Source organism: Kitasatospora sp. NPDC036993, assembly GCF_055607525.1.
Genome location: NZ_JBVJRP010000003.1, coordinates 108,426 through 126,469, shown reverse-complemented (window position 1 = coordinate 126,469; position 18,044 = coordinate 108,426). Strand labels below are relative to the sequence as shown.

General features: G+C 73.8%; 18 protein-coding genes. 5 read left to right on the top strand and 13 right to left on the bottom strand.

What is annotated here, in order from left to right; translation table 11 throughout:
- The first annotated feature begins 28 nt into the window (after positions 1–28).
- Positions 29–544: a hypothetical protein gene (locus tag ACZ7C5_RS06695; RefSeq protein WP_401091864.1), complete on the top strand. Its 516-nt coding sequence runs from the start codon at positions 29–31 to the stop codon at positions 542–544.
- Here ACZ7C5_RS06695 and ACZ7C5_RS06690 read toward each other — a convergent pair.
- From ACZ7C5_RS06690 to ACZ7C5_RS06670, 5 genes are all read right to left on the bottom strand, one after another.
- Entirely contained in the window at positions 541–3,465 is a 2,925-nt protein-coding gene (locus ACZ7C5_RS06690) for an FAD-binding and (Fe-S)-binding domain-containing protein (RefSeq protein WP_470322150.1), read from the bottom strand. The genes ACZ7C5_RS06695 and ACZ7C5_RS06690 overlap by 4 nt on opposite strands.
- A gap of 161 nt (positions 3,466–3,626) precedes the next feature.
- Complete coding sequence (locus tag ACZ7C5_RS06685; protein ID WP_401091860.1) at positions 3,627–4,631, bottom strand: glycosyltransferase family 2 protein; 1,005 nt, start codon at positions 4,629–4,631, stop codon at positions 3,627–3,629.
- A 205-nt stretch (positions 4,632–4,836) separates the two neighbouring features.
- Positions 4,837–5,505: an aggregation-promoting factor C-terminal-like domain-containing protein gene (locus tag ACZ7C5_RS06680; RefSeq protein WP_470322149.1), complete on the bottom strand. Its 669-nt coding sequence runs from the start codon at positions 5,503–5,505 to the stop codon at positions 4,837–4,839.
- 665 nt (positions 5,506–6,170) lie between these two features.
- Positions 6,171–7,610: an amino acid permease gene (locus tag ACZ7C5_RS06675; protein ID WP_401091856.1), complete on the bottom strand. Its 1,440-nt coding sequence runs from the start codon at positions 7,608–7,610 to the stop codon at positions 6,171–6,173.
- Between the two features lie 267 nt (positions 7,611–7,877).
- Positions 7,878–8,105, bottom strand: a complete 228-nt coding sequence (locus tag ACZ7C5_RS06670) for a hypothetical protein (protein WP_470322148.1) — start codon at positions 8,103–8,105, stop codon at positions 7,878–7,880.
- A 147-nt stretch (positions 8,106–8,252) separates the two neighbouring features.
- On the opposite strand from ACZ7C5_RS06670, the gene ku reads away from it, so the two are divergent.
- The gene (gene ku / locus ACZ7C5_RS06665; protein ID WP_470322147.1) at positions 8,253–9,245 is read left to right on the top strand and encodes a non-homologous end joining protein Ku; all 993 of its coding nucleotides are present in this window, start codon (positions 8,253–8,255) and stop codon (positions 9,243–9,245) included.
- Between the two features lie 57 nt (positions 9,246–9,302).
- Positions 9,303–9,614, top strand: coding sequence for a hypothetical protein (locus ACZ7C5_RS06660; RefSeq protein WP_470322146.1), 312 nt, complete (start codon positions 9,303–9,305; stop codon positions 9,612–9,614).
- Positions 9,615–9,646: 32 nt separating this feature from the next.
- Here the strand turns inward: ACZ7C5_RS06660 and ACZ7C5_RS06655 are convergent, their stop codons facing one another.
- Together ACZ7C5_RS06655 and ACZ7C5_RS06650 are read right to left on the bottom strand one after the other, a co-directional pair.
- Positions 9,647–11,035, bottom strand: a complete 1,389-nt coding sequence (locus ACZ7C5_RS06655; RefSeq protein WP_470322145.1) for an NADP-dependent succinic semialdehyde dehydrogenase — start codon at positions 11,033–11,035, stop codon at positions 9,647–9,649.
- Positions 11,036–11,159: 124 nt separating this feature from the next.
- Positions 11,160–11,441, bottom strand: a complete 282-nt coding sequence (locus ACZ7C5_RS06650) for a DUF6158 family protein (protein ID WP_401091848.1) — start codon at positions 11,439–11,441, stop codon at positions 11,160–11,162.
- Positions 11,442–11,583: 142 nt separating this feature from the next.
- Here ACZ7C5_RS06650 and ACZ7C5_RS06645 point away from each other — a divergent pair, with 142 nt between their 5' ends.
- Entirely contained in the window at positions 11,584–12,567 is a 984-nt protein-coding gene (locus ACZ7C5_RS06645; protein WP_401091846.1) for an adenosine deaminase, read from the top strand.
- A 31-nt stretch (positions 12,568–12,598) separates the two neighbouring features.
- Here ACZ7C5_RS06645 and ACZ7C5_RS06640 read toward each other — a convergent pair whose 3' ends face one another.
- From ACZ7C5_RS06640 to ACZ7C5_RS06620, 5 genes are all read right to left on the bottom strand, one after another.
- Entirely contained in the window at positions 12,599–13,183 is a 585-nt protein-coding gene (locus ACZ7C5_RS06640; protein ID WP_401091844.1) for a dihydrofolate reductase family protein, read from the bottom strand.
- 64 nt (positions 13,184–13,247) lie between these two features.
- Positions 13,248–13,886 (bottom strand): vitamin K epoxide reductase family protein, encoded by a 639-nt coding sequence (locus tag ACZ7C5_RS06635; protein ID WP_401091842.1) that lies wholly within the window; start codon positions 13,884–13,886, stop codon positions 13,248–13,250.
- Positions 13,883–14,674 carry a DsbA family protein gene (locus ACZ7C5_RS06630; RefSeq protein ID WP_188300966.1) on the bottom strand — a complete coding sequence of 264 codons (792 nt, stop codon included), beginning with the start codon at positions 14,672–14,674 and terminating at the stop codon, positions 13,883–13,885. The genes ACZ7C5_RS06635 and ACZ7C5_RS06630 overlap by 4 nt, the downstream gene beginning before the upstream one ends.
- A 120-nt stretch (positions 14,675–14,794) precedes the next feature.
- Positions 14,795–15,454, bottom strand: coding sequence for a hypothetical protein (locus ACZ7C5_RS06625; protein ID WP_470322144.1), 660 nt, complete (start codon positions 15,452–15,454; stop codon positions 14,795–14,797).
- Positions 15,455–15,562: 108 nt separating this feature from the next.
- On the bottom strand, positions 15,563–16,051 hold the full coding sequence (locus tag ACZ7C5_RS06620; protein WP_401091839.1) for an SRPBCC family protein: 489 nt from the start codon (positions 16,049–16,051) through the stop codon (positions 15,563–15,565).
- A gap of 117 nt (positions 16,052–16,168) precedes the next feature.
- Between ACZ7C5_RS06620 and ACZ7C5_RS06615 the strand changes: the two genes are divergently transcribed.
- Positions 16,169–17,038 (top strand): Fpg/Nei family DNA glycosylase, encoded by an 870-nt coding sequence (locus tag ACZ7C5_RS06615; RefSeq protein ID WP_401091837.1) that lies wholly within the window; start codon positions 16,169–16,171, stop codon positions 17,036–17,038.
- Positions 17,039–17,082: 44 nt separating this feature from the next.
- On the opposite strand, the gene ACZ7C5_RS06610 is transcribed toward ACZ7C5_RS06615, so the two are convergent.
- Positions 17,083–17,943, bottom strand: a complete 861-nt coding sequence (locus ACZ7C5_RS06610; protein ID WP_188300970.1) for an SAM-dependent methyltransferase — start codon at positions 17,941–17,943, stop codon at positions 17,083–17,085.
- Between the last annotated feature and the right edge of the window lie 101 nt (positions 17,944–18,044).

The following is an 18,044-nucleotide window of genomic DNA, read 5'->3' as shown; positions in this document are numbered from 1 at the left end:
AATGGATTCGACAACTAGAGTTGTCGGTATGACGTCTGTGGAGATCACTCATGAGGAGCGCGCCGAGCTGGCCACGGCCCTGCTCGGCGCGCTCGACCCGCTCGCCGCAGCCGTGCGCTCCCGCGCGAGCGGGGGCTTGCCCGCGGAGCGGATGTGGAACGCCGAGCCGGTCGAGGTCGCCCTCTCCGTGCTGTCCGCCTGGAAGCTGGTGGACGCGGAGGTCAAGCGGCTCACCGCGGTCGCGGCCGCCACGGCGGGCTCCTACGGCGCCGGCTACGAGCAGCTCGGCGCCGCCTGGGGCATCACCAGGCAGGGCGCCAGGAAGAAGTGGCCGGAGGCCGTCAGCCGTCCGCCGGCGCGGCCGGGATCGCTCGAACTGTTCGGGGGCACCGCCGAGTTGGACGAGGACGAGGCCTCCGGCGGTTGGCGCTGGACGGCCGTCGGCGCCGACGGCGCGACCGGCGAGGCGTCCACCGGACTCCGGAGCAGGGAGGAGGCCGCGGCACACGCCGGGGCCTTCCTCGCCGCGCACGCGGAAGGTTAGGGACGCGCCGCGCGCAGCTCCCGGGCGATCAGCTCCGCCAGGTGCAGGGCCCGGCGCCCGTCGGCGAGTTGGGCGATCTGGGTGCGGCAGCTGAAGCCGTCCGCCAGGACCACCGTCTCCGGCCCGGCGGCCCGGACCTCGGGCAGCAGCACCCGCTCCGCGATGGCCTCGGACACCTCGAAGTGGCCCCGCTCGAAGCCGAAGTTGCCCGCCAGGCCGCAGCAACCGGCGTCCAGCACCCGGTTGTTCAGACCGAGCCTGGCCTCCACCCGGCGGTCGGCGGCGCTGCCGAGCGCCGCGTGCTGGTGGCAGTGGGTCTGGGTGACGGCGTCCAGACCGATCCGGGGGAGCGGGGCGTCCGGGGCGTGCTCGTCGAGGAACTCGGCGAAGGTCCGGGTGCGGTCGGCGAGCGGGCGGCCGTCCGCGCCGAGCAGCCGGGGCAGGTCCTCGCGCAGGGTCGCGGTGCAGCTCGGGTCCAGGCCGACCACGGGGGTGTCGGCCGGGAGCCCGGCCGCCTCGAGCACCCGCAGGCTGCGCCTCAACACCCGCCGGGCGGTGCCGAGTTGGCCGGTGGAGTACCAGGTGAGACCGCAGCACACCGGGCCCGGGGGCAGCCTGACGTCGAAGCCCAGGTGCTCCAGCACCTCGACGGCCGAGCGCGGCACGTCCGGCTGGAGGTGGTCGGAGAAGGTGTCCGGCCACAGCAGCACCGGCCGGGCGCCCGCCGGGGCCGGACGGCCGGCGCGGTGCCGCCGGTACCAGGCGGTGAAGGTCTCCGGCGGGAAGACCGGCAGCACCCGGCGCCCGTCGATCCCGCCGAGCCGCTTGAGCAGCCCGCCGGCCCGGGAGCGGGCGAGCGTGTTGGCGGCCCCCGGCGCGAGCGCGACGGCCCGCAGCCAGAGCGGCAGCCAGCCCATCGAGTAGTGCGCGAGCGGGCGCGGCCGGTGCCGGTAGTGCTGGTGCAGGAACTCGGACTTGTACGTCGCCATGTCGACGTGGACCGGGCAGTCGCTCGCGCAGCCCTTGCAGCTCAGGCAGAGGTCCAGCGCCTCCCTGACCTCCTCCGAGCGCCAGCCGCCCGGGACCGCTCCCCCGTCCCGGTGGCCGGGAGGTGCCCCCATCCCGCGCAGCATCTCGGCGAGCAGTCGGGCCCGTCCCCGGGTGGAGTGCCGCTCCTCGCCGGTGGCCAGGTAGCTCGGGCACATCACCCCGCTGCCCGGGGCCACGCACTTGGCGACGCCCACGCAGCGGTGCACCGCCGTGACCAGGCTGCCGCCGTCCTGCGCGTACGGGAGGGCCAGCGGCAGTGTGCGGGGCGGGGTGGTGACGAAGCGCAGGTCGGCGTCGAGCGGGCGGGGGTCGACCAGCGCGCCCGGGTTGAGCAGGTTCTCCGGGTCCCAGATCCGCTTGAACTCGCCGAACAGGGCGATGACTTCGGGCGGGTACATGCGCGGCAGCAGCTCGGCCCTGGCCTGCCCGTCGCCGTGCTCGCCGGAGAGCGAACCGCCGTGGGAGACCGCCAGGTCGGCGGCCTGCTCCAGGAACTCCCGGAAGACCAGCACTCCTTGGGGCTCGTCCAGCGGGAAGTCGATCCGCAGGTGTACGCAGCCGTCGCCGAAGTGCCCGTACGGGACGCCGTGCAGGCTGTGCCGGCGCAGCAGGGCGCGCAGGTCCCGCAGGTAGTCGCCGAGCCGCTCGGGCGGGACGGCGGAGTCCTCCCAGCCGGGCCAGGCCTCGCCGCCTCCCGGCAGCCGGGTGACGATCCCCGCGCCCGCCTCCCGGACGGCCCACAGCTGGCGCTGCTCGACCGGGTCGGTGACCAGTGCGACGGTGGCCGACCGCTCGCGGCGCACCGCGTCGGCCAGGGTGCGGGCGGCCTGGTAGGCCTCCAGCGGGGTGGCGCCGCCGGTCTCCAGGAACAGCCAGCACTCGCCGGCGGGCAGCCGGTCCAGCGCGGGCGGGCGGGGCCCGGCGGCGAGCAGCGCGGTGATCAGGTCGGCGGCCATGCCCTCGGCGGTCAGCGGACCGTACGGCAGCAGGGCGGGGACGGCGTCGGCGGCGGCGCCCTCGTCGGGGTAGCCGGCCACCACCAGGGCCCGGGCGGGCGGGTCCTCGACGAGCCGGACGGTGGCGCCGAGCAGCAGCGCGCAGGTGCCCTCGGTGCCGGTGAGCGCCCTGGCCAGGTCGTGGCCGTGCTCGGGCAGCAGGGCGTCCAGCGGGTAGCCGGAGGTGCGGCGGGGCAGCTGCGGCATGCCCTGCCGGATGACCGCGAGGTTGCGGTCGGTGAACTCCTGGAGCCCGGTGTGGAGTCGGCCGACCGGACCGCCCTGCGCGGCGAGCGCGGCGCGCTCCCCTGAGGTGAGCCGACCGCCGACGGTCAGCTCGGTGCCGTCCGCGAGCAGCAGCTCCAGCCGCTCGACGTTGTCGGCGGTGCGCCCCCAGGCGAGCGAGTGCGAGCCGCAGGAGTCGTTGCCGATCATGCCGCCGAGGGTGCAGCGGCTGTGCGTGGACGGGTCGGGGCCGAAACGCAGCCCGTACGGCCTGGCGGCGCGCTGGAGGTCGTCCAGCACGGTGCCGGGCCGGACCCGCGCGGTGCGGGCCTCCGGGTCGACCTCCAGCACCGCGCCGAGGTGGCGGCGGAAGTCCAGCACCACCGCGCCCGGGCCGATCGCCTGCCCGCCGATGCTGGTCCCGGCCCCGCGCGCGACCACCGGCACCCGGTGGGCGCGGCAGAGCGCCAGCGCGGTGCGCACGTCGTCGAGGTCGGCGGGCTTGACCACGCCGAGCGGCAACTGCCGGTAGTTGGAGGCGTCCTGGCTGTAGACGGTGCGCTCGGCGGCGCCGAAGCGGACCTCGCCGCGCAGCACGGCGGCCAGCTCACGGGCCAGCGCGGCCCCCGGGTCGGCGGACGGACGGCTCACCAGGGACCTCCCGGGGCGGGTGCGGCGACGGCCCCGCCGATGATTCCAGGCACCGGCCCGGACCGGTACCGGGCGCGACGGGGGTACCGCCGACGGGGTGTCGCGCGGCACCCGCCGGGAGCCCCGGCCGCCCGCCGAGGTGAGGGCCGGGCGGGCGCGCGCTATTTCCGCCCGGTGAGCGTGCCGCGCGCGATGTGGGAGAGCTTGGCCACCTCGAAGGCCGGGTAGGCGCCGCCCGCCAGCAGCGAGAACTTGATCCCCTCGCGGCCGCCCGGCCGACGGTGGCCGGGCGGCTGGAAGCGCCGGTGGTGCTCGGCGGCCCGGTGGAAGAACTGCGGCCGCTCGACGCGGGAGACGCAGCCGGCCAGGTCGAAGACGAACAGGTAGTGCCGGATCATCCGGACGAACAGTGCCTCGCGCACCGCGTACAGGTGCGGCTGGTCCTCCAGCAGGGCGAAGCTGCGCTCGTACTGCTCGAACAGGTCGAAGACGCTGCTGCCGGGGCCGCCCGCCGGATGGACGGTCTCCCTGCGGCGCAGCTGGACGCATTCCCGGGCCAGCACGGCGGCCTTCCGGGCGCCGAGCAGGGCCGCGTGCACGACCGGGACCTCCTCGTGGCGGCCGGGCGGGAAGGCCAGGCCCAGCCCGGCCCAGTGGTCGCGGCGGATCAGCCGGTCCCAGATCAGCGGCGGCGCGCCGAACAGCGCGGGCCGGTCGAAGGGGGCGAAGGGTTCGGGGCCCGCCTCCGCGAGCAGCGCCTCGGCTCCGCCGGGCCAGTCCCGGTCCTGGTGGCGGCGGGAGTGGCCGAACAGCAGCACGTCCACCGGGCCGGTCTGCCGGAGCCGGTCGGCGAGCGCCTGGAGCGCGTCCCTGGGCAGCAGGTGGTCGGCGTCGAGGAACAGCAGGTACTCGCCGGCCGCCCGCGCCGCCCCCGCGGTGCGGCTCGCCCCGACCCCGACCGCCGCGTTCAGGTGCAGCACCGACACCCGCGGGTGCCGCGCCGCGTAGGCGTCGGCGAGCCCGGCCGCGGTCTCGGGGGAGCGGTCGGCGACCACGATCACCTCGACGTCGGCCAGGGACTGCGCGAGCAGCGAGTCCAGGCAGTCGGCGAGCTGTTTCTGCCGGTCGTAGGCGGGGAGCACGACGCTGATCAGGGGTGAGGGCATGACGCCGGAGCGTAAGAGGGCCCGCGAACCGTGGCAAAGGCTCGATGGCGGGTATTTCCCCGCAATCACCGACAAATCGTACGAGTGTGCGCCATATCTTCACGCCGCCTTCCGGGCGTGTCCACGCCCGTCCCGACCTGCGGCGATACGCGCCGGGGCCCGCGACGCGGGGTGCGTCGCGGGCCCGGGGGCCGAACGGGGCGGCTCAGTACCAGTGGTGGTTCTGCCAGAACGACCAGGCGGCGCAGGGGCTGCCGTAGCGGGTGTTCATGTAGTCCAGGCCCCACTTGATCTGGGTGGCCGGGTTGGTGCGCCAGTCGGCGCCGGCGGAGGCCATCTTGGAGCCGGGCAGGGCCTGGACCAGGCCGTAGGCGCCGGAGGAGGCGTTGACGGCGAGCGGGTTCCAGCTGCTCTCGCGGAAGACGATGTTGCTGAAGCACTGGAGCTGGCCGGCCGGGACGATCTGGGCGGCGATCTGCTGCGGGGTGCCGGAGTAGCCGGCCGGGGCCGCGGCGAGGTTCTGGCGCTCCTGGGAGCGGGAGGCGGCGGCCTCGGCGTCGGCCTTGGCCTTGGCGTCCGCCTGGGCCTGCGCCTCGGCCTGGGCCTGGGCCTGGGCGGCGGCGTCCGCGTCGGCCCTGGCCTGGGCCTCCTGGGCGGCCTGCTCAGCGGCAGCGGCGGCAGCGGTGTCGGCCTGGCCCTGGTCGGCGACCGGCTCGCCGTCCACCGCGACGGCCGCCACGGGGGCGGCCTCGGTGGTGGTGTTCCCGGCCTGCGGGATGGCGAGGGCGGCCGTGGCGGCGCTCGCGACCACGAGGGTGGCGATGCCGGTGATCAGGGAGTTGCGGCGGGCATGGCTGAGCTGGCTGAGCTGCATGAGGCGGACGATCCTTCTCCGTCGGGGGCCGTGCCGGTGGCACCGGGGGCGGGGCATCGCGGCGGCTCCGGGTGAGCGGGGCCGGTGCGGCCGCCCTGGACGGCCGTGGCGCCCCGGCCGAAGCGGCGGGGCGGACGGGCTGCGCGGCGGGGGTGGTCGGTCGCGCTGCCCGGCGACGGGCCATTCTTGGCAGGGCCGGGGACGGGTGGCAAAGGGGTCCGCTACTACGCCGAGTCGTGGTTGCGGGGCGGGCGCAGCAGTGATCGGCGGTTGATTTGGTGGAGTTTGTCCATATTGCGAGCCTGTGGGGCGAGGCCGGGGAGCGGTGGTGGAACGCAAGGGCGCCAGGCGCGGTGGCCTGCGTCCTTCGGGCGGGACGCGGTCGCGGGCACTGTGGCCGGGGTGGCCCGGCGGTGGCGCGGAGGGGGCTCCGGCGCGCTCGTCCACTATCGGGGGTCGTACGTGGGGATGCCCCTGTGGGCGGGCTCACACGTTCGCGGGGGCGGCATCGGCGCAGCGTGAGCGGCCGGTCACGGCGCCCCGCCCCGGCTGTACGGGAGCGAAGCGGGGCCCAGGGGGTGTGGTGGTGCGGGAAGAAACGGCGCCGGGCCAGGGAGCCTCCGCAACGGCTCCCGGGCCCGGCGTTCCCGCGCGGGGCGGACGGGTCAGGAGCCCGCCGCCACCGCCGCCCGCCGCCGTCGGCCCACCACGGCCGAGGCCGCCAGCACGATGGCTGCGGCGACCAGCGACAGGTACATCTGCTTGCGCCCGTCGGCGTCGGTGAACATGTACACCATGACGAACCCGATCATGCCCATGGCCGTCCAGGTCAGGTACGGGTACAGCCACATCCGCACGGTGTGCCGCTCGGGCATCTCGCGCTCGATGATCTTGCGCATCCGCAGCTGGGTCGCGCAGATCACCAGCCAGACGAAGAGCGCGACGGCGCCGGAGGAGTTGAGCAGGAAGGCGAACACGGTGTCCGGCGAGGTGTAGTTGAAGAACACCGCGACGAAGCCGAAGACCACCGAGGAGAGGATCGCCACCCGCGGCACGCCGCGCGGGGTCACCGTCGCGAAGGCCTTGGGCGCGTCCCCGCGCTGGCCGAGCGAGAAGGCCATCCGGGAGGCGGTGTACATCCCGGAGTTGAGGCAGGACAGCACCGCGGTCAGCACGATCACGTCCATCACCTGGCCGGCGCCCGCGATGCCGATGTGGTCCAGCACCGCCACGTACGGGCTGGCCTTGACGTCGGCGGAGTCCCAGGGCAGCAGGGTGACCACCAGCAGGATCGAGCCCAGGTAGAAGATCCCGATCCGCCAGATGACGCTGTTGGTGGCCTTGCTGACCGCCTTCTCCGGGTTCTCCGACTCGCCGGCGGCCAGGGTGACGATCTCGCTGCCCATGAAGGCGAAGACCACGGTGAGCATGCCGGTGAACACCGCGCCCACCCCGTGCGGCAGGAAGCCGCCGTGCCCGGTCAGGTTGCTGGCGCCGACCGCGTGGGTGCCGGGCAGCAGGCCGAAGGCGGCGAGGGTGCCGATCACCAGGAACGCGGCGATCGCGACCACCTTGATCCCGGCGAACCAGAACTCGAACTCCCCGTAGGAGGCGACCGAGAAGAGGTTGGTGGCGGTCAGCACGCCCATCACGATCAGCGCCCACCCCCACTGCGGGACGCCGGGGACCCAGTTGTTGAGGATCTTCGCGCCGGCCGTGGCCTCGACCGCGAGCACCACGACCCAGAAGAACCAGTACAGCCAGCCGATGGAGAAGCCGGCCCAGCGGCCGAGCGCGCGGTCCGCGTACGCCGAGAAGGAGCCGCTCTGCGGGTCGGCCGCGGCCATCTCGCCGAGCATCCGCATCACCAGGACGACCAGCGCGCCGGCCAGTGCGTAGGAGAGCAGGATGCCCGGTCCGGTGGTCGCGATGCCCGCGCCGGAGCCGACGAACAGACCGGCGCCGATCACGCCGCCGATGGCGATCATCGACAGGTGGCGGTTCTTGAGCCCGGCCTTCAGGTGGCCGTCGCCGCCGTTCCCGGCCGGCCCCGGCTGGTGGGGGACCTTCGTGGCCGTCGTGGGCTTGGTGGTGTCCGCACTCATCAGGGTGCCCTGTGCCTTTCCAGCGCGGCGTTGTCCCTCGGCTCGACGCGCCGGAGGGTGGGGGACTGACCCGCGCATTGCGTCGCAACCTAACTTCTATGCACCGATGATCGGAACAATCTTTTGGTAACTGTTCGCTCAACGGACACAAAAGCCCTGGTCAGAGCGGGTACGAAAGTGGCATGAAAACCTCAAATCTGACACATCGTCAGCCTTCGGAAGGGTTCCCAAGCTCTGTCGGGGCTCACATCGCCCCGGGGTGGGCGGTCAGACCGGCCGCACGTCGAGGATCGTGACGGACGTCTCGTCCGCCGGTCGCCCGGTCAGCCGGGCGGCCAGGATCCGCGGGATGTCCGTCTCCTGCGAGTATCCGGGCAGCACGGTCACCTCCGCGCGCCGTACGCCGGACTCGCCCCGCACCGCGTACGTCACCAGGTAGCCGTACCGCTCCGGCGGCGGCGCCTGGTCCCCGCCCTCCGGGCTCCGGGCGGTCATCCGCATCGACCTCCTCGGTCCCATTGTCGGCGCGGTGTGGCCGATCGCCGCGAATCCGGGCAGAGTGGGACTCTCGGGACATGTCGTAGGAGCATCCCGAGCGTTCTCGGAGCCGGCCGGCACCCGGCGCCGGTCAGGAGCGACCCCATGCAGACCACCTGGAAGGGGACGATCAGCTTCGGGCTGGTCAGCATCCCCGTCCACCTGTACTCCGCCACCCAGGAGCACGACGTCCCGCTGCACCAGGTGCACGCGAAGGACGGCGGCCGGGTGCGGATGAAGCGGTACTGCGAGCGGGAGGAGAAGGAGGTCCCGTACGCGGAGATCGCCAAGGGGTACGAGTCTCCCGACGGGCGGACCGTCACGCTCTCCGACGAGGACCTCGCCGACCTGCCGCTGCCCAGCAAGAAGATCATCGACGTGCTGGCCTTCGTGGACGAGGGCGAGATCGACCCGCTGATGTTCTCCAAGGCCTACTACGTGGGCGTCGCCGACAAGGCCGCCGCCAAGCCGTACGCGCTGCTGCGCGACGCGCTCACCGAGTCCGGGCAGATCGCCGTCACCAAGATCGCGCTGCGCACCAGGGAGTCGCCCGCGGTGCTGCGGGTGCACGACAACACCCTGGTGCTCCAGACCTGCATCTGGCCCGACGAGGTCCGCCCGGTGGCCGGCATCGCGCCCGAGGAGGGCGTCACCGTCCGGCCGCAGGAGCTGAAGATGGCGCGGTCGCTGATGGACACCCTCTCCGAGGACTTCGACCTGGCCCAGCTGCACGACGACTACCAGCAGGCGCTCCAGCAGGTGATCACCGCGCGGCTGGAGGGCGTGGAGATCCCGCACGAGGAGGAGCCGGGCGAGGCGCCGGACAACGTGATCGACCTGATGGAGGCGCTGCGCAGCAGCCTCAAGCGGGCCAAGGGCGGGCGGGGTGCCGACGACGGCGCCGAGGAGGAGAAACCCGCGCCGCGCAAGCGGTCCCCGGCGAAGAAGGCAGCCGCCTCGGAGGCTCCGGAGGCGGCCCCCGCGAAGACCTCCGCAAAGAGTTCCGCGAAGAGCTCTGCCGGGAGCTCGGCGGCGAAGAGCCCGGCGGCGAAGAAGACCACCACCCGGAAGTCCACGGCTCCCCGCAAGGCCTCCTGACCCTCCCCGGGCCAGGCGTTCCTCCCGTCCAGCCGTCCAGCACTGGAGGCGATCCCGATGGACCTGCTGACCTACAAGGAACTCGACGCCCAGGCCGAGGCCCAGGCCGACGCCGACACCGGCCCCGAAGCCCGGAGGGCCCGGGGCTTCGGGCACCGCCTCTGGCACTGGCTGCTCAGCCTCAGCCCCACCGTGGTGACGTTCATGATCGCGCTCTCGGTCGGCCTCGGCATGATCGCCGTCCAGGTGAGCCTGCTGCCGGTGCTGGTGCCGATGGCGATCTTCTGGGGCCTGACGGTCGTCGCGATGGGCGGCGTGGTCGCCCGCTGGATGACCCCGGGGCCGGGCCGGCACCGGATGGCGTCCTGACCCGGCCGGGGTGAGCGGGGGTCCGGGAGGGCTCAGCCGATCCACACCGTGGTGATGTTGCAGAACTCCCGGATCCCGTGCCCGGACAGCTCCCGCCCGAACCCGGAACGCTTGACGCCGCCGAACGGCAGCGCCGGGTGGGAGGCCGTCATCCCGTTGAAGAACACCCCGCCGGCCTCGATGTCCCGGACGAAGCGCTCCTGCTCGATCGCGTCGGTGGTCCAGACGTTGGCGCTGAGCCCGAACGGGGTGTCGTTGGCGACCGCCACCGCCTCGTCCAGGTCGGCCACCCGGTAGACGGTGGCGACCGGACCGAAGGTCTCCTCCTGGTGGATCCGCATCGCCGGGGTGATGCCGGTCAGCACCGTCGGCTCGTAGAACCAGCCGGTGTCCCAGCCCTCGGGGCGCCCGCCGCCGCACTCCACCCGGGCGCCGCGGGTGCGGGCGTCCTCGACCAGCTCCTCCAGGTCGTCCCGGCCCTGGCGGCTGGCCAGCGGACCGACGTCGGTGCCCTCGTCCATCGGGTCGCCGACCTTCAGCGCGCGCATCGCCTCGGTGAACGCGGCGGTGAAGCGGGCGTACACGTCGGTGTGCACGACGAAGCGCTTGGCGGCGATGCAGGACTGGCCGTTGTTCTGCACCCGGGCCCGGACGGCGGTCGCCACCGCGGCGTCCAGATCGGCGCTCGGCAGCACCACGAACGGGTCGCTGCCGCCCAGCTCCAGGACGGCCTTCTTCACCACGTCCGCCGCGGTGGCCGCGACCGCCCGCCCGGCCGGCTCGCTGCCGGTCAGGGTGACGGCGGCGACCCGGCGGTCCCGGATCACGCCCTCCACCGCGCCCGAGCCGATCAGCAGGGTCTGGAAACAGCCCTCGGGGAAACCGGCCCGCCGGAACAGCTCCTCGATCGCCAGCGCGGTGCGCGGCACGTTGGAGGCGTGCTTGAGCAGGCCCACGTTGCCCGCCATCAGGGCCGGTGCCGCGAACCTGAGAACCTGCCAGAAGGGAAAATTCCAGGGCATAACGGCCAGGACGGCGCCGATCGGGCGGTAGCGGACATAGGCGCGGGCGGCGCCGGAGTCGGCGACGTCGGCCGCGGCCGGGTACTCGTCGGCGAGCAGCGCCTCGGCGTTGTCCGCGTACCAGCGCATCGCCTTCGCGCACTTGGCGGCCTCGGCCCTGGCGGCGGCGAGCGGCTTGCCCATCTCCTCGGTCATGATGCGGGCGACCAGCTCCCGGTCGTGGTCCAGGAGGTCGGCGGCGCGGCGCAGCAGCCCGGCGCGGGCGGCGAAGGAGGTCTCGCGGTAGCGGTGGAAGGCGGCCTCGGCGCGGGCCAGCCGGTGCTCGATCCCGGCCGCGTCGAGTGCTTCGAAGGTCTGGAGGGTCTCGCCGGTCGCGGGGTTGACGCTGGCGATGGGCATGCGGGGCTCCCAGGTGGGGGTTCGGGTCCGGTGCGCGTCTGCCCTCACACCCTCCCCGACGGCCCGGCTCCGGGCACGCCACCGCGCACCCGGCGTGTCCCGCCGGGCGCGCGGCCGCCGCGGCTCACTCCGGCAGCGACTCCACCCGGGCGGCCGCCTCCCTGGCCCTGGCCCCCGACCTGGTCCGCGCCGCGGTGACCTGCCGGTTGGGGAAGCGGTGCAGGTACTCGGCCTCCAGCTCCCCGGTGCGCAGCGTGTGCCGCTTCAGCGCGTCCTCCGAGCCGTACAGGAAGGTCTCGTGGCGGGTGCGGTGCAGCTGCTCCAGCTCGTGCAGGAGCGTGTCGTTGCCCAGGGCGTGCGCGGAGATGCCCGCGGGCCGGATGTGCGGGTCGTCGGCGTGCCGCATCTCGGTGCCTCCTCGGCGGAAGTCCCCTCCTCCAGGGTGCCCGCCGACCGCCGCCGGTGCACCCGTTCGCCGGGGCGCGGATCATAGGATGAATCCGTCAGCACCTTCCAGGACCACCCGCTACAGCTCGGACAGATCGCACATGCCGCTTCCCAAGGCCGAACTCCACCTGCACATCGAAGGCACCCTGGAGCCCGAACTCGCCTTCGAGCTCGCCGCCCGCAACGGCGTCCGGCTGCCGTACACCGACACCGAGGCGCTGCGCGAGGCGTACTCCTTCAGCGACCTCCAGTCCTTCCTGGACCTCTACTACGCGCTGATGGCCGTGCTGCGCACCGAGGAGGACTTCGCCGACCTCGCCGACGCCTACCTGGCCAGGGCCGCCGAACAGGGCGTGCGGCACGCGGAGATCTTCTTCGACCCGCAGGCGCACACCGCGCGCGGGGTGCCGCTGGGCGTGGTGGTGGACGGACTGACCCGGGCGCTGGAGCGCAGCGAGGAGCGGTACGGCATCAGCACCCAGCTGATCATGTGCTTCCTGCGGGACGAGTCCGCCGAGTCCGCGCTGGAGACCTTCGAGGCCGCCCGCCCGTACTTCGACCGGATCGCGGGCATCGGCCTGGACTCCGCCGAGGTCGGCCACCCGCCGGTGAAGTTCCGCGAGGTGTACCGCCGGGCCGCCGAGGCCGGGCTGCGCCGGGTCGCCCACGCGGGTGAGGAGGGCCCGGCCGCGTACATCACCGAGGCGCTGGACGTCCTCGGCGTCGAGCGGATCGACCACGGGCTGCGCTGCCTGGAGGACGGCGAGCTGGTCGCCCGCCTGGTGCGCGAGCAGATCCCGCTGACCCTCTGCCCGCTCTCCAACGTCCGGCTGCGCTGCATCGACACCCTCGCCGACCACCCGCTGCGCGAGATGCTGGAGGCCGGGCTACTGGTCACCGTCAACTCCGACGACCCGGCGTACTTCGGCGGCTACGTGGAGGACAACTTCCGTGCCGTGCGCGAGGCCCTCGCCCTCGACCGGGAGACCCTGCGCCTGCTGGCCGCGAACTCCTTCCGCGCCTCGTTCATCGGCGAGCGGCGCCGGGCGGAACTCCTGGCCGAGGTCGAGGCGTACGTCTTCTGACCCGGCCCTGCCCGTCCGTCGCCGCGGCCCGTCACCCGTCCAGGGGTGACGGGCCGCGGCGCTCGTAGTGCAGCAGGGTGACGCCGTTGGTGAAGCGGTGGGTGTCCTTCAGGGTGAGCGGGGTGGGGTGGCCGCCCGGGCGGAAGAAGAGGGTGCCGCGGCCGAGCACGACGGGGTGGACGTAGAGGCGGAACTCGTCGACGAGGTCCTGGGCGAGGAAGGACTCGGCCAGGTTCGCGCCGCTGAGGGCGAGGTCCCCGCCGGGGCCGGCGGTGAGGGCGGCGACCGACTCGGGGGTGACCTCGCGGACGACGGTGGTGTTCCAGTCGGCGCGTTCGAGGGTGCGGGAGAAGACGGTCTTCGGCATCGCGCGCCAGATGCCCGCGAACTCGATCATCGGGGCGTCGGCGTCCGGGTCCCGGTCGGCGGTGGGCCAGACGGAGGCCATCAGTTCGTGTGTCACCCGGCCGGAGACGAAACCACCCATCCGGGCGAGTTCCCGGTTGAAGTGGGTGTGCACCTCGTCGTCGACGAGGTTCCAGCCGAGGTCGTGGTCGGGGCCCTCGAAGTAGCCGTCGACCGATAGGGAGACGAAGAGCACGATCCTGCGTCGCATGGCACCCCACCGGGAGGAATGGCCGCCGCCCGCCCCGGGTCGGAGGAGAGGGCGGCGGACGGGATCAGATCAGGGTGCTCCAGTAGTACCAGAACCGGTCGAGGACCAGCAGCGCGATCACCGCGTACCAGAGCGCCGGGACGACCCAGTGGTAGCGGGCCGCCTCCCGGACGGCCACCCGCAGGCGTGGGCCCACCGGGATCACGCCCGAGCGCAGGTTGTGCAGTGTGGTGTACCAGAACAGCGGGATCACCGCGGCCCACACCACCATGCAGTACGGGCAGAGCGCGCCGATCCGGTACAGCGCCTGGTACATCAGCCAGGTCACGAAGCCGGCCCCGAACACCGTCCCGGCCTGGAGGCCGAGCCAGAACCAGCGCCGGTACGCCGCCCCGGACAGCAGCCCGGCGCCGACCGCGATCACCACCCCGAAGGCGACCAGCCCGATCAGCGAGTTGGGGAAGCCGAAGGCCTCGGCCTGGTCGCTGCGCATGATCGAACCGCAGCTGATGATCGGGTTGATGTTGCAGCTGGGGACGTACGACGGGTCCTTCAGCAGCCGGATCTTGTCCAGGGTGAGGACCGCCGAGGCGAACAGGCCGACCGCGCCGCCGATCAGCAGCAGCCAGGCGAACGGGCGGCTCGCGCCGTACGTCCGGGGCCCGGTGGCCTCGGGCCGTACGGCGGCGGAGCCGGCCGTCATCCGGTCACCTGCTTGACCATCGCGGTGAACTGCTCGGGGGAGACGGCCTTGCCGTTGGTGAGGACGTCCAGCTTCTTCCCGTCCAGCTTGACGGTCGGGGTGCCGGTCACGTCGCTCTTGTTGAACTGCTCGTTGACCTTGGCCGCCCACGGCACGTAGGTGCCCTCCTGGACGGCCTTGACGAAGCCGTCGGTCTTCAGGCCGGGCACCTGGCCGGCCAGGTCCAGGAGGTGGTTGACGTCACCGAAGGCGTCGCTGCGCTCGTCCGGCTGGTTGGCGTAGAGCACGTCGTGGAACTGCTTGAACTTGTCCACGCCCTCGTTCAGCGCGGCGCCGGCCGCGGCCAGCGCGGTGCGCGAGCCCTTGCCGCCGAGGTTGTTGTCCAGGAACGTCGCCAGGTGGTACTCGACCTTGTACGTGCCGTCGTCGGCGAGCTGCTGCACGGCCTTGCCGGTGGTGGTCTCCAGCTGCTCGCAGAACGGGCAGCGGAAGTCCTCGTAGACCTCCAGGGTGTGCGGGGCGTCGGCCTTGCCGTAGGTGATCACGGTGCCGCCGGTGCCGCTCGCGTTGGCCGGGACGACCAGCGGGCCGTTCGCGGCGCCCGGACCGGAGCCGGAGGAGCCGCCGACGGCGAAGGCCACGCCCGCCACGAGGGCGAGCACGGCGGCGGAGGCGCCGCCGACCACCACCCGGCGGCGGATCCGGTCGGAGCGCTCGGCCTGGAGGCGGGCGGCCCGCATCCGGTCGGTGGCGGAGGCCTTCGTGGCGGTCTTGCGGGTGTTGCTCATGGGGTGTCGTCCTGTGCTCTCGGGCGTACGGGGAGGCGCGCGGCCCGTCGGGGCCCGCGCGGGAGAGAGACGGCCGACCGGGCGGGACCGAGCGGGCGGGATACCCGCGGCTCGGACGGCTCAGACGGCCAGGGCGAACACCGGAGGACCGCGCCGGACGGCCGGGCGGACGACGACGTCCTCGGCGGGGACCAGCGCGCGGCTGGCCCGGGGGAACGGCACCCGGACCACGGGACGGGCCGGCCGCGGAGCGGTCAGCAGCCGCAGCCAGCGGGCGGCAGCCGGCAGGTGGCGGTGCAGGAACCCGCCCAGCATCCGGGCGGTGCCGGCCAGGCAGCACAGCGCGGCGTCCGCGCGGCGCAGCCAGTAGGCGCCGGCCAGCGCGATCACCGTGTGCAGCAGCAGGAGCAGCAGCACGGCGGTCTGCGGGGAGACGCCGTGGCCGAGCAGCAGGCCGCCGAGCGAGCCGCCGCCGCACAGCAGCGGCTGGAGGCCGTGCCCGGCGCCGGGCGGCAGGGAGGGACAGGTGCTCTGCGCGAGGTCGAACAGCGCGCCGGCGCCCAGCTCCAGGGGCAGGAAGACCGCCGCGATCGCCGGGTAGCCGCGCTCGCGGCCGGCCAGGGCGAAGGCCACCGCGAAGACCGCGGTGGCGGCCAGCAGCATCGGGCCGACCGGCAGCGAGCGGCCGGTGACCAGCACCTGGCCGAGCCCGGCGAGCAGCACGACCAGCGCGGCGAAGACCGCCGCGCGGAGCGTCCTGGTGACCGGGCCGATGTCCATGGCATCCGAGTCTGCCACAGGTTGAAAGTGGAACGGTCTGCCGGACGGCCGGCTGTGAAGAGCCTCACCAACCGTGCTGAGCTGGGCTTATGCGGCGCTTACGGGTGTTCACGGGGAGTCGGAGGGGCGGCGTCGGGGGAGTCCGGGCGACCGTCGGCGGCTCCGTTCACCCCGCGTCTCGACCAGTTCCCTGAAGTGGTCCAGGTCCTCGCGTACGGCCCGCTCGACCGCCCCCGCCTGGGCGAAGCCGCGCGGCCCGCCGAACTCCCGGTGCATCGAGTCCGGGTCGTACTCCACCCGGATCTGCACCCGGGTGTGCCCGGCGTCGAGCGGCAGCAGCGCGAAGGCGCCGCGCAGCCGGACGGAGTCCAGCGTCCGCCAGGCCATCACCCGGCCCCGGCCGCGGTCGGTGATCTCGGTGTCGACGGAGCGCTCGGCGCCGCCGATCCGCACCCCGAGGTGCGCGAGGTTGCGGCCGTGCGGGTGGGCGCTGCGGACGCCGTCGACGAACTGCGGGTACTCGTGCACCCGGTGCAGCTGTTCCCAGGCGGCGAGGACGGGGACGGCGATGTCGATCTGTTCCTCAAGGGTGCTCATGGTGGCGCGGTACCTCCCTCCGTTCCAGCCTGCGCCTCGGGGCCGGAGCCGGCCAAGGGGGGCAGCGCGTGTGACGGGCGACGGGCGACGGAACGCGGGCTGCGGGAGACTGGGCGCATGCCGGAGCTGCCCGAGGTCGAGGCGCTGAGCGCCTTCCTGTCCGAGCGGCTGACCGGGCGCGTGATCGCCCGGGTGCAGCCGGTGGCGATCAGCGCGCTGAAGACGTACGACCCGCCGGTGACGGCGCTGGAGGGGCGGACGGTCGGCCCGGTGGGCCGGCGCGGCAAGTTCCTGGACATCGAGGCCGAGGGGTTGCACCTGGTGATCCACCTGGCCAGGGCCGGCTGGCTGCGCTGGAAGGACGGCCTGCCCGCCGAGCCGCCGCGGCCGAGCCCGCGCAACCCGCTGGCGCTGCGGGTGCGGCTGGCGGGCGAGGCGGGGGACGGCTTCGACCTCACCGAGGCCGGCTCGAAGAAGGGGCTCGCGGTCTACGTGGTGCGGGACCCGGCCGAGGTGCCCGGGGTGGCCAGGCTCGGCCCCGACCCGCTGGACCCGGCCTTCACCCTGGCCGACTTCGCCGCGCTGCTGGGCGGGGACCGGCGCCGGCTCAAGGGCCTCCTGCGCGACCAGAGCGCGCTGGCGGGGGTGGGCAACGCCTACTCGGACGAGGTGCTGCACGCGGCCCGGATGTCGCCGTACAAGCAGGCCGCGAGCCTGGGCGAGGAGGAGGTGGCCCGGCTCTACGAGGCGCTCGGCGGCACGCTGCGCGAGGCGGTGGAGCGCTCGCGCGGGCTGGCGGCGGGGGAGCTGAAGGCGGAGAAGAAGCTCGGGCTGCGGGTGCACGGCCGGACCGGTCAGCCCTGTCCGGTCTGCGGGGACACCATCCGCGAGGTGTCCTTCGCGGACTCCTCGTTGCAGTACTGCCCGACCTGCCAGACCGGTGGCAGACCGCTCGCCGACCGGCGGCTCTCGCGGCTGCTGAAGTGACCCGGGGGGACGGCGTGCGGCTCGTCCCCCCGGGTTCGCGGGCGTCAGCGCTTGATCGCGACGCCGCCCCAGTAGTACGCGGCCTTCGGGTCGGCCGGGGGCTCGCCGTCCGGGCGCCAGGCCAGCACCGGGGCGACGCCCGGCTCGACCAGCTCCCAGCCGTCGAAGAAGCGGACCACGTCGTCGTAGCCGCGCGGCACCAGCGTCATCCCGCCGGCCCGGGCGGCCTCGGCGACCTTGCCGACGGCCTCGGGGTCGAAGTCCGGGGTGGGGGTGGTCAGGGCGATGCAGCTGCCGGCCGGCAGGGCGTCGCGCAGGGCGGCGACCCGGCCCCACGGGTCGTCCGCGTCGGCGATCAGCATCAGGACGGCGATCATCAGCAGGCCGACCGGCTGGGTGAGGTCGAGGGTGGCGGTGAGCGCCGGGTCGGCGAACAGTTCCTCGGGCTTGCGCAGGTCGGCGTGGATGTAGGTGGTGCGGCTGGCCGGGCTGGAGACCATCAGCGCGCGGGCGTGGGCGAGCACGATCGGGTCGTTGTCGACGTAGACCACCCGGGTGCCGGGGCTGACCGCCTCGGCGATCTCATGGGTGTTCGGCGAGGTCGGGATGCCGGTGCCGAGGTCGAGGAACTGGCGGATGCCGTGCTCCTGGGCCAGATAGCGCACGGCCCGGCCCTGGAAGGCGCGGTTGGCCTTGGCCATCTCCTTGACGCTCGGCACGGCCTGCTCGATGGCCTGCCCCATGGCGCGGTCGGGCGGGAAGTTGGTCTTCCCTCCCAGCCAGTAGTCGTACACGCGCGCAGAGTGCGGGGCGGTGGTGTCGACGCCGAAACGTTCCCACTGGCTCAGCTCGGCGGGGTCCTGTTCCTGCGGGCCCTGGTGGGGGAAGTCCTGACTTGTCGTCATGGCCACGTCCTCTGATGGCAGATCATCACACTGGGGAAGGCACAGCGTAGCGGTCCGGACGGGAGGTGAAGCGTCCGGTCGGGGAAGATCTGCGGAAGGGA